Below are 14967 nucleotides of genomic sequence, written 5' to 3'. Positions count from 1 at the left end.
TGGAGGCTCGCGATTAGAAGTCGATCGCGCCTTAGATCACGCGAACCACAGGAGTTAAAAATTCAGACTCGACCCTGTTCGCGCTGCTCTTTAAACAACGCCGCCGCAAAAAAACTCACTGCGCACGAAGGCGCGATATACCAGACCGCGGACATCGGGTCCCCCGTCCACTTGACCAGTCCCGTAACGACGGACTGTGCCGTGCCGCCAAAGAGTGCCACGCCGAACGCATAGGAAATGGCAAGGCCGCTCGCGCGCACTCGCACCGGCAGCGCCTCCAGCACGAGCAGCGTGTTGGCGCCCGTGCCCAGAGCGATCAATGCGGAAATCAGCCCAACGCCCAACAGGATTGGCCACACCGCATGCGATTGGGTGATGAGCAGAAAGACCGGATAGACGGCCAGCGCGGTCAGCCCCGATGTCGCCAGCACGAGCGGCTTGCGGCGCGGCAAGCGATCCGCGAGCAGGCCCGCGAAGGGCGACATGACGACCAGCAACAACGCCGACAGCGCGGAGCAACTGAAGCCGACCGCGCCCGGCAGGTGCAGCACGCGCGTCATATAACTCGGCATGAAGAAGACGATCGCGTAGACGGGCACAGTTCGCCACAACATCATGAGCATCGCCAGCACCGTCGTGCTGCCGTGCTCGCGGCATAGTTCGGCAAGCGTGCGCCGACTCGAACCGCCGGTGCGAGCGGCGGCATCTGGCGTGCTGATGCGCCGGCGAAAGTAGATACCTGCTGGCACGATCAGCAAGCCGACGAAAAAAGGAATGCGCCAGCCCCACGAAGCCAGCGCGGCGGGCGACATGATCTGCGTCAGCAGCATGCCCAGTGTTGCGCCCAGCAGCGCCGCCCCGCCCTGACCGGCAAGCTGCCAGCCCACCATGAAGCCACGGCGGGACGGGGGCGCGAATTCCATCGCGAGCGTGGTGGCCACGCCCACGTCGCCGCCCGCGGCGAATCCCTGCAACAAGCGACCCGCGACCAGAATCACCGGCGCGGCGACACCGATCGTCGCAAACGGCGGGCATAAAGCAATCGCAGCCGTGCCGAGCGAGGTGAGCCAGATGGTCGAGTTGAAGGCCGCGCGCCGGCCGCCACGATCCGCGTAGGCCCCGATCAGCACTGCGCCGAGCGGACGCATGAAGAAGCCGACGCCGAACGTGGCGACGGCCAGTAACAACGATGTCAGCGGATCCTTCGAGGGGAAAAACTGATCGCCGATCATCGCCGCGAAGAAGCCGAACACGGTGAAGTCGAAGAGTTCGAGACCGCCGATCAGCGACGTCGCGAAGACGATTTCGGCGGCTCTGCGGCGAGACAGGTCCGCGATCGGCTGCTCGCGTGCCGCGGCGGGAGGCGTGTACATGGGTCGGTTCCTGGCCGGGACGCTCATCAAGCGAGCGAACATACCACGAAGCGATTTTTTTCACTGCCGTTTGCGTGTTGTTACCGGACTATCGAACGTACACGCGCAACGTGTACGCGGTTTATTCCTCGAGACAATGCGTCGACGCGAAGATAAAACGATTAGTCGATTATCTGAAACAGCAGGTTGGGACGAAGCTTGCGGCTTACGCGCAGGCGCTTCACATCGAGGTGCGCGACCAGATGCCGAAAACGAATCGGATAAGATCGCTTTACGGCGCTCGATCATTCAGGGTTGAGCTCATTGCTCAACCTGACCGGAGCTTGCAGATGAACACCACGCTTAAGATTGTGTTGTTGTCCTCGATCGTCATGCCAACCCTCACCTGGGCGCAGGCCGGCGGATGTGATGCAAAACGTGCTTCGCTGGAGAGGGAGATTGCTTACGCCCAGGCGCATGGCAACGCCAATCGCGTCGACGGTCTGGAAACCGCACTTGCGCGAATGAACGCTAACTGCACGGATGCTTCTCTACGCAGCGACAGCGAGCGCAAAGTGGCCGAAGCACAAAAGCGTCTGGCGGAACGCGAAAAAGATCTGCGCGACGCTAAAGCTCAGGGTAAAAGCTCCAAGAAAATTGCTGATCGTCAACGGAAAGTGGATGAAGCACACGCCGATCTGGAGCGTGCACAAGCCGGCAGCGGGCAATGAATCGCTTTCTACTTGGTTTCGCCGGAGTGGCTTTGACTGGATTCGTGACACTGCTGGCGTTGCACCACGATGGATCGATTGAAACCGAGACCTTGATCGACGGCTCGCCCCAGCAAGTGTGGGCCGTTCTCACCGCGACCGACGACTACCCTCTGTGGAATCCGGAAATCACTCAGTTGCACGGGCAGCTTCGGCGAGGCAATGTGATCGAATTCGTCGAAGGTGCGGGCCCTGACGCAATGGTTTTTTACCCGGAGGTACTTGCGGTGCGACCTGGTCGGGAACTGCGATGGAAAGGACACGTGTGGTTTCCCGGTATTTTCGATGGAGAGCACCGCTTCACTCTCGAAGCCGTGGGCGAGAAGACGCGTTTTACTCAAGGTGAAACTTTCACTGGGATGCTCGCTGGTACGCTGACCGGGAGTGTGCTGACGGCCACGGCTGACAGCATGCGTGCGATGAATGATGCGTTGAAACAGCGAGTGGAATTGGAGGCTGACCGAGTGGTAAAGACCCATCCATAACGGATGGGCCGCGCTCGTAGAGAATGGCCTATGGGGTGAAACGTATCTTTCCACTCAATTGCAAAGAACGGATGGGATCATGAAGGTGAAGTCGGTCCCAAATACCACATGGTCTGTAACACGGTGAAGGCACAACAATACCCAGAGCTCCACTGGCAAGTCCAGATGGATTGGATATATCTTGCACTTGGGTTCGCACTCTTTCTCGTCGGTTGGTTCGTTTCGCAGAAAGATTGAAATGGTGGGAAGAAGCGATGACGGAAGGCTCGATCATGGGAGCGTCGTTCAACAGGTCTCCTCAAGCGCGAACGACGTGATTTCCTTCATGACGCCGCCGTCGGTTTTGGGGACAAACACGGCATTGATCACGCCCCATGATTTCAACGGGAGATTACATCGATGTCGGACATTCTGATCGTCGGTGCCGGCCCAACAGGGTTGACGCTGGCCTGCGAACTCGCCGTGCGCGGCGTGCCTTTTCAACTCGTCGACGCGGCCGAGGGCCCGTTTCCTGGCTCGCGGGCGAAGGGCATACAACCGCGCTCGCTCGAAGTGTTCGACCGCCTCGGCATCGTCGAGGAGATCGTGAACGCAGGCCAGGCCGACCTGCCTTTCCGTCAATATACTGGCGAAGGTGGATTTCGTGACGTGCCACGCGCCGTACCGGACGCGCGGCCGGACGTGCCTTGGCCAGCGTCGCTTCTGATCCCGCAGTGGCGTACCGAGGCGGTGCTCCGTGACCGCCTCAAGGCACTCGGTGCCAACGTGGAGTACGGTACGGCATTGGTCGGTGCGCAAGCTGACTCTGACGGTGTGCGCGCCACACTCCAGCGCCTCAGCGGCACCGAGCAGGTCGAGGTAGCCTGGCTGGTGGGCTGCGATGGGGGCCGCAGCACGGTGCGACACGTCGCCGGACTGCAGTTCCTCGGCGAGACGCACGAGGACATGCGCATGCTGGTCGGCGACCTGCACGTCGAGGGCCTGGACCGTGCCCATTGGCACATCTGGCGGCCGGCTGCCGGCGGTTTTCTTGCGATGGCGCCGCTCACTGGCATGGACACCTTCCAGATCCAGATCGCGATCGGTCCGAAGGCGGCCGAGTCGCCCACGCTCGAGAACTTTCAGAAACTGGTCGAGCGATACACAGGCCGTACCGACATTCGCCTGTCGGCGCCGACCTGGACTTCGCTATGGCGCGCCAACGTTCGCATGGTTGACCGTTATCGCGCGGGCCGCATCTTCGTGGCCGGCGACGCGGCGCATGTGCACACGCCCGCAGGCGGCCAGGGCATGAACACGGGTATTCAGGATGCCTTCAATCTGGGCTGGAAGCTGGCCGCCGTGCAGCTTGGCGCTCACAGCGCGCTGCTCGACACTTACGAGGCTGAACGGTTGCCGGTGGCCCGGCATGTCCTCGGTTTGTCATCGCGGCTGGCCGACACAGTGCTTTCGTCGAAAACCGAAGGCTTGATCGCACGCGACAAGGATACATCCCAGCTCAACATCCATTACCGTGAGTCATCGCTGTCGAGCGAACTGCGTTCTATACCGGGTCCCGTGCGCGCCGGCGACCGCGCGCCCGACGCGCCGGGGCTGCAAGATTGCAAAGGGACGACATGCCGAATGTTCGACGTTTTTCGCGGGCCACACGCCACGCTCCTGGCATTTGGCAACGGCTGGGAGCCGGTGCTCGAGGCCGCAGTTGCAACTGCGGGCGACGCGGTACGTGCGATCCGCGTGCTGCCGGCTGGCGCCTCGCTTTCAGGCAATGGCAGCGTGCGGACACTCGTGGATGCGCTCGGCCATGCGAGCGCCGCATGGGAACCGGGCGCAGGCGCGCTGTTCGCGGTGCGTCCCGACGGCGTAGTTGGCTTTGCGCACGACCAGCCGGACGTTAAAGCCTTGACTGACTGGTTGCGTCACGCCGGACTCACGCGCTAAATTGCCCGCGGCCAGTTTGGTTTCCGATGCGCTCTTCCTGCAAGCACCGGACTAATCTCAACGCGTTTTCGTAACCTGCATGAATGACTGTTATCGAGCACTTCGACTGACTCTTGTGGGTCGGCCACGGAAATTCGGCATGGCGGTACGCTAAGCAATCGCCGGGGCCAGCCGGATTTCCGGGTTCGGCCAGGAACGGTCAATCGACACGGCGCCGCGCATCATCGCGGACAATCGACCAGCCGAGCCCCACTATCTCGCAAAAGTCATGAAGCAGCGTGTACGGATAAAACTTGTTCAGAGACGACGAGCACAGTGTCGTGCGGCCCGCAAGCCTTCAGCTGGAACGAAGGGATATTTCGAAGATGACTATAGATCGCGACTTGCCGCTATCTAGTCTCAGCACAAAGAGTTGATCAAGCGATTAGAAGCCGCGTGAACTTTAGAACGGCCACATATGGGCCGCTTCCCGGCTCGTCGACGAGTGCCGGTCGCCGTACGACCGCGCGGAGGAGTGTTGAGCCAAAGGCAGCCTATTTCGAAGCTTCCTGCATCGGTAGGCGTTCGGCAAACACCTCCGAAGCGGTGTCGATAATGTTCTGGTAATACTCTTTGATCGGTCTTGGGGCGTGTTTATCCCACGCATCTGGGTGAAATGTCCTAAAACACTCGATGCCATTAGACCGAAAGCGCCAAAGAGCCTTCGGCTCAACCTTCACAGTCTCACGGTTCGGAAGCACAGCTTTCAAGGCGCGATCGTATCTGTGGCCGCTACCGAAGATTATTAGGTCTGGTTTCAGCAGTTCGATTTCGAACTGGAGGGCCGCCACCGAGAAATTAAACAAATGAGCGGAATGCCCGATCGAGGTCCGAGAGTACCCGCGTTTCGGGCGGTGCCAGTCCATCTTCATTAGATTGTTCCAGCAAACAGCTGCTCGATCGCCTCCGGCGAACGCATCAGCCAACCGCTTCCATTGCCGCAATAACTCACTATTGCCGGTACCTCGGGCGTGTTGATTCTCGTAGCGAGCTTTCGCGATATCGATCTTGTCCGGATTCTCGTAGAAGGCTCCCAGCTTGCCACACCAACCGTTGGTTTCCTTCCCGACGAACATTACGCGGACGGGCGCATCGAGGTAAGCCTGAGATACGCTAAGGAGAAACGGCGCCGACAGCTCGCGAAAATGTTGAATAAAGCCCGGTTTGGCCACGGCAAGCGCCTCTGCATAGTAAGAATCCAAGACAGCTTGAACGTCGTGTTTGAGCATGGTTCCACCGGATGCTATGCCTTGGCGGCAGCCCAGCTTGTCGCCTTCGCCTATAATTCGGCGGCAATTGTGACATAGGTGGATCAGATGTCGGCTGAACACACGGGTGTCCGTTGTAGTTTCCAGCGATGGCCTCTTCCGCCGGTTCAAGTGATCGCGTCGTCACAAGAACGGCTGACGCGTTTTCTTGCGACCGACAAGGTTTCGTCGATTGCAGGCGCGTAATCTCTCTCGCGAGCGACGTTGGCCCAACACATGTCCTCAGCGGTGGACTACCTTGCTGCCACTTGCCCGCTTGCCATTGGTCATCAACTGCGTTGACTAAAGCGTGTGAAGGACAGTTCGTACTTACATTGAAAACTCGCAACGTCTTATTCAAGAAATTTCCCTGTGTGCCGATAAAGCGCTATGCCCCGCGTTGGGCGAAAAATCCACGCGAGGTCGTCTATCGTATTTCAGCGGGAAATGAATGGGAAGTTACGTCGAACTTAATCTGATGCAAGGCGAGCACGTAGGGTACGCGGGGCTTAAGTCTTTGGCGTATTGCACCTGGAATCGCAGCGGCTATTTTGTCGGCGCCGCTTTTCTGGCTTAGCCTGCTCATTCTTCTGAGCGTGATTATTCTCTACAAATCAATGAGCTAGAGATTGCAAACAGAATCGCATTACCCAAAAAAAGAAGGAAAAATTACATGAAAAGCAGATATTCCAAATTCGTCTCCGTTAGCTGCGCCATGCTTCTGTGCAGTTGCGCGGCTTTACAGCAGCAAACTGGCGGTTCGCAGCAGCCATCCGCTGCGACGAATAACTCGCAGTCAAGTACCGCTACGGATGGTCGCTCAATTACAAAGGTGAAGGTTGGCGATCTTAATGGTGAAATCATTGGCACCCCAGCCAAGAACAGCAAATTTGCCAAAGTTCGGATTGGCATGGGACAGCGTGAAATTTCGGATCTGATCGGCCAACCGAACGATAGTCATACCTATCAGACTGGCAAAGCATTTATCCCGTTTTATTTCGGCAAAGATATGTATCGCTTTGAGCAGTTCTACAAAAAAGAAGGCTCGCTTACTTTTGAAGGCGGTGGCATTACGGGTACCAGCGGCAAGTTGATTCGCATCCAAGTCGATACGTCGGCAACAGGTTATGCGCACGACGAGTGATTAGACCGCGAAGCATCAGCTTGACATCAGGCCGAAATCCGGCCTGATGGTATTTCCTCCGGAGGTCTGTAAGACATCAATGTGGGGTTTTCACCCAGCTATGATCCGTGTCATAGAACAAAAAAAGCCTTCGAAATCAGATTCGCGGAGCGTATGCCGTTTGTATGAGACGCTCTTCGGCCATCAACGGTCCTACAGACGAACTCGTGCCCAGACATTCGAACGTCGGCTGTTGATTGAGTAAAAGCCGCTCCCTCAATTGCCCTTTGGGGAAATCGCGTTGCCCCAAGTACCTATGGTTTTCCGGCGACGGCTATGCGAGAACTGCTACGGTCGTGAGTCAGCCTGTTGCTAACCTAAGCGTTAGCGAACTGAAAACCGTGACGCGGCTCGAAGTCTTTGGCCGCAGGTCACTCGCCGCAAATAGGGAGAGGCTAATGAAAGCGAAGGCAATGACGAATCTAGGGGTCCTGGCTGTTGCAGTTGCTGCATTAACGGCGAGTGTCGCTAAGGCGGCGCCACCGGCGCTACAGAGCCCTGCACCGCGTTCGGCTGCTGACGTCCCTCCAGTGCCATCAGGAACGGTGATCACAAAGGAGTTTGCGGAGGTCGCTGCGCAAGACATTTATGTGTGGGGCTGGCCAATCGTCAACGCTTTCCACCGGCGTGATTCGTTCGCGACGGCACCGGAACCGGGGCTGCGCGGCGGCGTCTTGCCAGTTGCTCCCGTTGGCTATGTGTCCATGCTAAGTGGATATATCGCGCCCGAGGAACGCTGGGTTGCTCATCCGAATCAGGACGTGGTGTACGGATTTGGTTTCGGGGCTGTCGATACTGATCCAGTCGTATTGCAGGTTCCAGATTTCGGCAGTCGCTTCTGGGTCTACTCGATTTACGATGCCCGGTCCGATGAATTTTCCCAACTGGGCAAGCAATATGGCACCAAACCCGGCAATTATTTGGTGGTGGGACCAAACTGGAAGGGTAAGGTGCCCAAAGGAATAACCGGCGTCGTCCATGCGCCCACGGATCTGGTAGCGATGGGACCAAGAGTTTTCATGGATGACAGTGATACCGATCGGGCCGCAATCCAGTCTGTACTTGATCAGGTGGTGATCTATCCGTTGAGCAAATACACCGGGGCCAGAAAGACGGTTGATTGGAGCAAATCGCCTCATTTCCCGGTTCCACAGACATCTGATGCCAACGCGAGCGCGGAAATCAAATGGGTAGACCCGACAACGTTCTTTGATGAACTGCCCAAGATCATTGAACAGGTTCCTCCGCTGCCAGGCGAAGAGAGCCGTTATGCAATGATTCATGCCTTGCTCGATGCAGCCGCCAGAGACCCGGAAATCAAGGCGACTATCAAACAGGCGGCTATCGATACCGAGTCGAAAGTGATTGGCCCACTGTTTGAGTTCCGGACCAACGGAATTACGCTCCCTGGAGGCTGGAATACGCCGCGCGACGGAGCAGCTTTCGGCTACGACTACGTAACGCGTACTGCTACCGCCAAGTCGAACATGTACGTCAACAAGCCTACCGAAACTCGCTACTTTTTTGTAGAGGTGGATAGTGGAGGCCAGCGTCTGAGCGGCGCAAATCGTTACACCCTGACCTTTCCCAAAGGCAAGACGCCCCCAGTCAACGGGTTCTGGTCGCTTACCATGTACGGTCCAAAGCACTTCTTCGAGCCCAATGATCTAAAACGCTATTCGGTCGGCACGAAAAACCTGAAGAACATGACCTACAACTCCGATGGTTCGCTGACAATCTACGTCCAGCACGAGTCGCCGGGGAAAGACAAAGAGTCCAACTGGTTGCCTGCTCCGCAAACAGAGTTCGAGATGACGATCCGGACTTACTGGCCAAAACCAGAGGTCAACGCCGGTGCATGGACTCCGCCAACCGTAGAAAAATCAAAGTAGTGGGCGAACAGTAATTGCACGCGAGGGGCACCGGCTGCGAAGTATCAGGCCGGGCCCCAATGGCCGGTCAGGACTTTTTAAGCGTCGTTCGACCGCTTCTTTTCTGACCATCCGTTATGGGTCGCGAACAGCCGAACGATGCCACACGGAACCGCGCAGGCCTATGCTTATCGCCTGAGGCAATGCCCGGCCAGAATCGCTCACCCGACTCGGCCACTTGAATTGCTAGCGTTCACATGGCAACCCCGATCCCCTCGCATGCAACTGGATCGCGCTAACAGGGCGGATTTTGTCCCGCCCTATCCGAATCGCCTCGCGTCCCAGCAATGATTTCAGGATCACTGCATTCAAATCGCCCCTGGCGACGAGTCTCCCTTTCCTCCGGAGTCTCGCCCTTCAGGTAGCCAGCCAATAACGCGATTGCAATCAGACCAACCAGCGCGCTGGTCAACACTCCTTTCCCTCAAATTTCTAAAAACCAGTCAGAAGTTTTATCTTTAGTCGTTTCACTTCCACACGCGAGTCGTGTGGCAACAGCAAGCTGTCACTGAACCAGCGCCCTGAATTTGCCGACAACGCGGCATCAACTTTCGCAGGACAAATACAGCCTCCAATTCATCGATCGTCCGATCAACGTAGTAGTTGGAGTAACACCGACACATCGATTTCCAACGCCCCAAACTCGACCCACGAAACCACCAACACCCCTAACCCCTCCACAGCGCATCGTCCTCAAGCGCATCAGCAGGAACATCATCGGCGGTGCGCGGCCACACAAGCTCCACATGCGCATTCCAGTGGCGAAGCGCTGTCACGCACCCCTCCTCGACGACGAATTCAAACGTGATCTCAGGAAAATCGTTACTGCGAAATTGCAGCCCTCTGAACGGTTTGAGGACGTCCGCCGGCTGATCCGGAGCAGAAAGCAATAGATCGCCGTCCCGCCCCAATCTGATACCGATCTTCTCGCCAAAGGGCGCTTCGTATGTGCCCACCAGCGTCGCGAGCACGCTTGCATCAAGACGTATCGGCAGACGGACGAACACCGCTTCGACCTGATCGAGCTGCATGACAGCACGGTCGATGTCGCCTGGCGCGCTCGTCAGGAACGACACCGACCAAGCACCGTTCGCTTCGTCGTCAGGAGTGTCGAAGCGGTCGTAATGAAAGTGGTTCAGGGGCAGCCTGGTCTCGCGAAAATGAAACTGAAATTGCGTGCCATCCATTGCAATATGCATTTGCCCGTAGGCTGGATGCCCGAACGCGCCGGCATAATCCGCGAGTTCGTGTGACGGCCGCGTATTGGGCACGCCGCGCGGCACGGAACGCGCTCGCGCCTCCCGCATCGTAGCCTTCGCGCAAAATTCGCGCCGGCGCTCTGTCCAGTCGGTCGCTTCAAGTCCAAGCGCACGGCCATAGATGTCGAAGCCAATCGCATTACTCAACGGTGCGCAATGATCGCCAATCACGAACACCGAGACGCCGATCTTCTCTTTCAGCAAATACGACACCTGCGAATGAAACGCGCGCAGTGCCCCGCCGTGACTCGTCAACAGATGGCCGCGAAACGCCGCCGTCATACGTCCCATGCCGTAGATGCCATTGAGATCGGTGTCGAAGCCGAGTACGTCACGCATCGCGTTCGGCCAAGGCAGGCCGGGAGCGAGTGTCGCTTTTAGAACGCTCGCAGGAATCACCTGCCTGCCGTCGATCGCTCCGTCGTTCATCAGCATGATCGACCAGCGCGCAATATCGAATTTTCCCTTTGAAAGAAAGTGAATCGCCGGGAATCTGGAATCCATGTGATTCAAGGCACGCAGGCAGCCTTACGACGCAGTTGTCCGACTGATAGCCACACCGAAGAAACGAGAAAATAGACGGCACCTACAGCGGCATAACCGGCCACTTTAGTCATCGCGAAGTCCATTGGCGCGTGCGTTTGCATGAGAAAAAAAGCCCCCACCAACGCCGATTGTCCGCCGCTCAATATCATTGTCCATTGCGCGCCGATGAGCCTCCAACGGCGAACGGCAGTGGCAAGCTGAAGCAATCCGGACAGTATGGCCCAAACGCCAAATACTCCCAGCAGCCAGTTCGATCCTAACGCGACAATCACGGCAATCGTTATCGTAACGCTAATGACGACATTGATCGCCTGGGCATAATTTTTCGTCATCCCACCGCTACGCGACGCATCGACGTAATTGGCCAGAGCATCCCATGCGGGATACGCGACCAGCAGCGCAGCCGCGAAGAGTGGGAAATGCCGCCCGACAGAGAAAGCAAGGGCGACCCAGACAGCCGAAAAAGCAGTCCGGATAAAGTAGTAACGCGTGAGCCAGCGTTCTTCCTGAGCTCGATTAATTTCTACATGGCGATCAACCATTGCACCTCCCTAACGGATTCTAATGAACATGCCGATAGGTAGGATCACACTGGACCGGCCGTAGCGGTATCGGTCAAATGACCGACCACGGTCGGCGCGCACGCGAGGCGACCAGTCCAAGCGGATCTGGTCGCCTCGTCATGGGCCTGTCAGCCCGGGAACATCGACTGACTAGCGGTGCAAATTACGGCTTATACCCGTCGGTCAGCGTACCCATGAACGCGATGATGTCCTTGATCTCATCATCGGTCATAGCCGGCTTGTCACCCAGCTTGCGGTCGAACGGCGCGTCGGCGACGTCGACGTTGGCGTGATATTTGGCCGGAAGATCGTCGTACTTGTCGGTCTTGCCTGCCGCATCGTGCGGATAGATCTTCTCGGGGCTCGTATTGCGCAGGTTATAGAAGTCCATCACGTGCTGCAGATCGTGGTACACGCCGTTGTGGAAAAACACATGGCGCGTCGCGACGTTGCGCAGTGTCGGCGTCAGGAACATGCCGCAATACTGCGTGAGCGCAGCCGCGTCGGACCGGAACGGGCCACATACGCCCATGTCATAAAACTTCGGGTCCTTGTTGATCGACAAATCGCGATTGCGCGGCACGCCCAATGCTTCATATTGCGTGTCGGTAAAGAGCGGCGGCAGATGATCCGCGGTTGGCTTGCTCAGGTGGCAGCCGGCGCAATTCGCCTTGTCGGGATCGTTGAACAGACGCAAGCCGTGCAACTCCGCTTGCGTAAGACGCGCCTTGCCCTGCAGCCAGTAATCGTACTTGCTCGTGAAGCGATGGAACGACGGGTCTTCGAACTGGTAGCGTCCCACCGCGAACATGGCTTCGTCCACCAGCAGGTCGGGTTGCTTCACGATCCGATCGCCGAACAGCTCCTTGAACTGCTCGAAGTATTTCGTGGCCGCCAGTTTTTTTACCACCTCGTCCGTGTTCTTGTTAGCCATTTCGACGGGGTTCAGCAACGGCCCGATCGCCTGGTCCTGCAGCGTACTCGCGCGGCCGTCCCAGAACAGTCCGCCCTGCGGCACCATGGCCGGCGCGGCCGGCGCAACGCCGGCGGTCTTGACCGCACGCTGCGTGCCGCTTGCGGCGCTAGCCAGCTGGTCGAGCGTGACGGGTGCCGCGTCCATGTCGTTCGCGTCAGGACCGATCGAGAACGGCGCCTGACGATACAGGTACGCGAGCGACGGCGGCGGCCGATAGCCGGCGTCCGCCATATGCGGACCGCCGAGCTGCACCGACAGGTCGTTCGGCGGCCCATACGCGTGGTCGGGGCTGTGGCACGACGCACACGACTGCTTGCCCGACGCCGACAGCGACGGGTCGTTGAAAATCTGTTGACCGAGCAGAGCCACTGCGCTCAGCGGCTGGCTGGGCGGCACGTGCAAGGTGACCGGCTGCGGATTCGCGCCAGTCACGTCTTCGACGATGGTGCCGATTGCCGGGGGCATCCGCTCCGGATAGCTTGCCGCGTAGGCGGCGAAGGCGGCGCAGCCGGCCGCGATCACGGCGACGATCCAACCGAGCACGCGCAACAACTGGCGTTTGGCGCTGCCGGGGCGCGGAGCCTCGCCAGCGGGCAGCGAGGGCGGCAATGCAGAATTCGGAGAACTCATGGCGATAGTGACAAAGATAAAACCAGAAAAGACATTGAGCCAGCACGTTGCCGTGCCGGCTCGACCCACTGCGAGATGTGTTGCGTCCCGCCGCCTCGCGCGCAGTTAGCTACAACCGCGCGCGAAGCAGGACGGGACGGGTGATTCACGCAGACCCTGGACTGTCGATCAGTTGGTCGCCGGTGCTGCGGCGAGCTTCGTACCGACAACCGGATCGAGGAACACGGTCGGGTTGTTGCCCGCGCCGGTCAGGTTCAGCATGCTGCGGATATCGCCAGCCGTTGCATCGAACGAACCGCCGCCAAGACGCTTGCCGCCCATCCAGTTGTCTTCGATGAACTTGACGACCGACGCTTGCGTGATCTGCGTGTGGTCGACGTAGTTCGCCTTCGCCCACGGAGAGATCACGATAAACGGCGTCCGCGTACCCGGACCGCAGCGGCCGTTGACTGCTCCGCCGTTGATGCCCATCGGCTGCGTGGCGCCCGTGCCGGTACATTGACCTTGGCCCGACAACTGGTCGGCGCCCGTGAAGGTTGCCGTACCGACCTTCGTCACGAGCGACGTGTCGAACGACGAGCTCTTGATCGTCGGCACGACGTGGTCGTACCAACCGTCCGAGTCGTCGTAAGCCACGATCACGAGCGTGTTCTTCCAGTCAGGCTGTTGCTGCAGGAAGTTCGTGACCTTCACGACAAACGCCTGCTCGTCGAGCGGATCCGAATTGCCCGGGTGACCGTCACTGATCGCCGGCGCCTTCAGGAAGCTGACCGACGGGAAGTTGCCCGCTTGCACAGCCGCGAAGAAATCGTCGGTGTCGTACTGGTGGTGAACCGGCGTAGCCGTCGTGTCGAGGGTCGGCTCGGTGAAGCCGATCATCGCCGTCGAGGTCGGACGCTGGTGCGTCGGATTGGCCGTCGTCGGGTAGTACTGGAACCATGCGTGATGCTGGACATAGTCAGCCGGCGCCGTGCCGAGCACGTCCGACCACGTCGAGCGTGCGCAGCCCGTCGTGCCGTTCGCGTTGGTCGTCTGCAGGTTGAAGCCGCCCATGAAGCCGCCCCACGTGATGTTCGACCCGTTCAGCAGATCGCCGATGTTCTTGCCGTTCATCATGCCCGTCGGGCTGGTGTTGGAGCCGCTGTTTTCCGCAGCGATCGAGCAGGTGTCGGTGGTCGGGTCGAGGTCGCCGATCATCGTGAAGCTGCCTTGACCGTCAGGAAGCGCGTTGCCGCTCGTCGCGGTGCCGCTCTTGACGTTCGGCGTCACCGTCACACCCTGGTTCTGGCCGGAAATCACTTCGATCGCGCCCGGCGTCGACGGGCCGAACGTGTCGGTCCACGAGTTGTCGCTCATGGCGAAGTTCTGCGCGAGGTTCCAGTACGCCGTGACCGTGTTGCCGTCGAAGTAGCCCAGCACCTGCGCGGACGAACCGAACTGACCCGTGCTGCCGGCAACGATGCCGCTAGCCGACGTGAAGAGCGGGAACGCGTCCATCTTCAGGTTGTCGTCGGCGAGCTGCTCCGGCGAGTAGCTGTGGTTCTGACTCTTCGTGTTCGCTTGCGAACGGTCGAGGCGGAACGGCTGCGCGGTGGTCGTCGTGAGGGCACCGCCGAGGGTCGGCGGCGTGGTCGTCTGGCCGTTGACTGTCGTGGAAATGATGTTCGGCGACGTAGCCTGTGCGTTCGGGTTGGCGGCACCGGTCAAGCCCGCGGCGGCGAGCGTCTGGATGTCGGTTTGCGTGCCCGAGGCGGCGCTGAACGCCGGCTCGCCGGCCACGTTCTTCGCATTCGGATAGGTCGCGAAGTAGTGGTCGAACGAAACGTTTTCACCGAAGATCACGACGACGTGCTTGATCGGCGTCGCCGTCTGCAGAGCGTCCTGCGCCGACACGGTCGGCGTGGTCGCCGCGGCCGGGCTGGTGGTATGGACATCGTTGTTGCCGCAGGCGGCAATCGTCAGCAGCGCCGCGACGGCAATCGCGGTGGGCAGTATTGCTTTGGGAAACATGTTCAGGGGCTCCAGATTCGCTGTTCAGCGCTCCA

11 protein-coding genes are annotated in these 14967 nt (G+C 59.0%); 5 read left to right on the top strand and 6 right to left on the bottom strand.

What is annotated here, in order from left to right:
• Positions 1–62 precede the first annotated feature (62 nt).
• Positions 63–1373, bottom strand: coding sequence for an MFS transporter (locus tag FQ705_RS31990; RefSeq protein WP_144148701.1), 1311 nt, complete (start codon positions 1371–1373; stop codon positions 63–65).
• A 329-nt stretch (positions 1374–1702) separates the two neighbouring features.
• On the opposite strand from FQ705_RS31990, the gene FQ705_RS31985 reads away from it, so the two are divergent.
• The 3 genes from FQ705_RS31985 (at position 1703) to FQ705_RS31975 (ending at position 4548) form a co-directional block, all read left to right on the top strand.
• The gene (locus tag FQ705_RS31985; RefSeq protein WP_144148699.1) at positions 1703–2083 is read left to right on the top strand and encodes a DUF1090 domain-containing protein; all 381 of its coding nucleotides are present in this window, start codon (positions 1703–1705) and stop codon (positions 2081–2083) included.
• Complete coding sequence (locus tag FQ705_RS31980) at positions 2080–2607, top strand: SRPBCC domain-containing protein (RefSeq protein WP_144148698.1); 528 nt, start codon at positions 2080–2082, stop codon at positions 2605–2607. The genes FQ705_RS31985 and FQ705_RS31980 overlap by 4 nt, the downstream gene beginning before the upstream one ends.
• A 399-nt stretch (positions 2608–3006) precedes the next feature.
• Positions 3007–4548, top strand: coding sequence for an FAD-dependent monooxygenase (locus tag FQ705_RS31975; protein ID WP_144148696.1), 1542 nt, complete (start codon positions 3007–3009; stop codon positions 4546–4548).
• 533 nt (positions 4549–5081) lie between these two features.
• Here FQ705_RS31975 and FQ705_RS31970 read toward each other — a convergent pair.
• On the bottom strand, positions 5082–5816 hold the full coding sequence (locus tag FQ705_RS31970) for a hypothetical protein (protein ID WP_144148695.1): 735 nt from the start codon (positions 5814–5816) through the stop codon (positions 5082–5084).
• A gap of 691 nt (positions 5817–6507) precedes the next feature.
• On the opposite strand from FQ705_RS31970, the gene FQ705_RS31965 reads away from it, so the two are divergent.
• Together FQ705_RS31965 and FQ705_RS31960 are read left to right on the top strand one after the other, a co-directional pair.
• Positions 6508–6978 carry a hypothetical protein gene (locus FQ705_RS31965; RefSeq protein WP_144148693.1) on the top strand — a complete coding sequence of 157 codons (471 nt, stop codon included), beginning with the start codon at positions 6508–6510 and terminating at the stop codon, positions 6976–6978.
• A 437-nt stretch (positions 6979–7415) separates the two neighbouring features.
• Positions 7416–8909, top strand: coding sequence for a DUF1254 domain-containing protein (locus tag FQ705_RS31960; RefSeq protein ID WP_222105686.1), 1494 nt, complete (start codon positions 7416–7418; stop codon positions 8907–8909).
• A 707-nt stretch (positions 8910–9616) separates the two neighbouring features.
• On the opposite strand, the gene FQ705_RS31955 is transcribed toward FQ705_RS31960, so the two are convergent.
• From FQ705_RS31955 to FQ705_RS31940, 4 genes are all read right to left on the bottom strand, one after another.
• Positions 9617–10711, bottom strand: coding sequence for a DUF3471 domain-containing protein (locus tag FQ705_RS31955; RefSeq protein ID WP_144148691.1), 1095 nt, complete (start codon positions 10709–10711; stop codon positions 9617–9619).
• A 5-nt stretch (positions 10712–10716) separates the two neighbouring features.
• Entirely contained in the window at positions 10717–11295 is a 579-nt protein-coding gene (locus tag FQ705_RS31950) for a DUF308 domain-containing protein (RefSeq protein WP_144148689.1), read from the bottom strand.
• Positions 11296–11479: 184 nt separating this feature from the next.
• Positions 11480–12922, bottom strand: a complete 1443-nt coding sequence (locus FQ705_RS31945; protein WP_144148687.1) for a cytochrome-c peroxidase — start codon at positions 12920–12922, stop codon at positions 11480–11482.
• A 168-nt stretch (positions 12923–13090) separates the two neighbouring features.
• Positions 13091–14932 (bottom strand): phospholipase C, encoded by a 1842-nt coding sequence (locus FQ705_RS31940; RefSeq protein WP_144148685.1) that lies wholly within the window; start codon positions 14930–14932, stop codon positions 13091–13093.
• Between the last annotated feature and the right edge of the window lie 35 nt (positions 14933–14967).

The organism is Paraburkholderia sp. BCC1884 (assembly GCF_900996225.1).
GTDB lineage: Bacteria > Pseudomonadota > Gammaproteobacteria > Burkholderiales > Burkholderiaceae > Paraburkholderia.
Note: the sequence above shows the minus strand (reverse complement) of the source record. Positions and strands in the feature narration are given on the sequence as shown.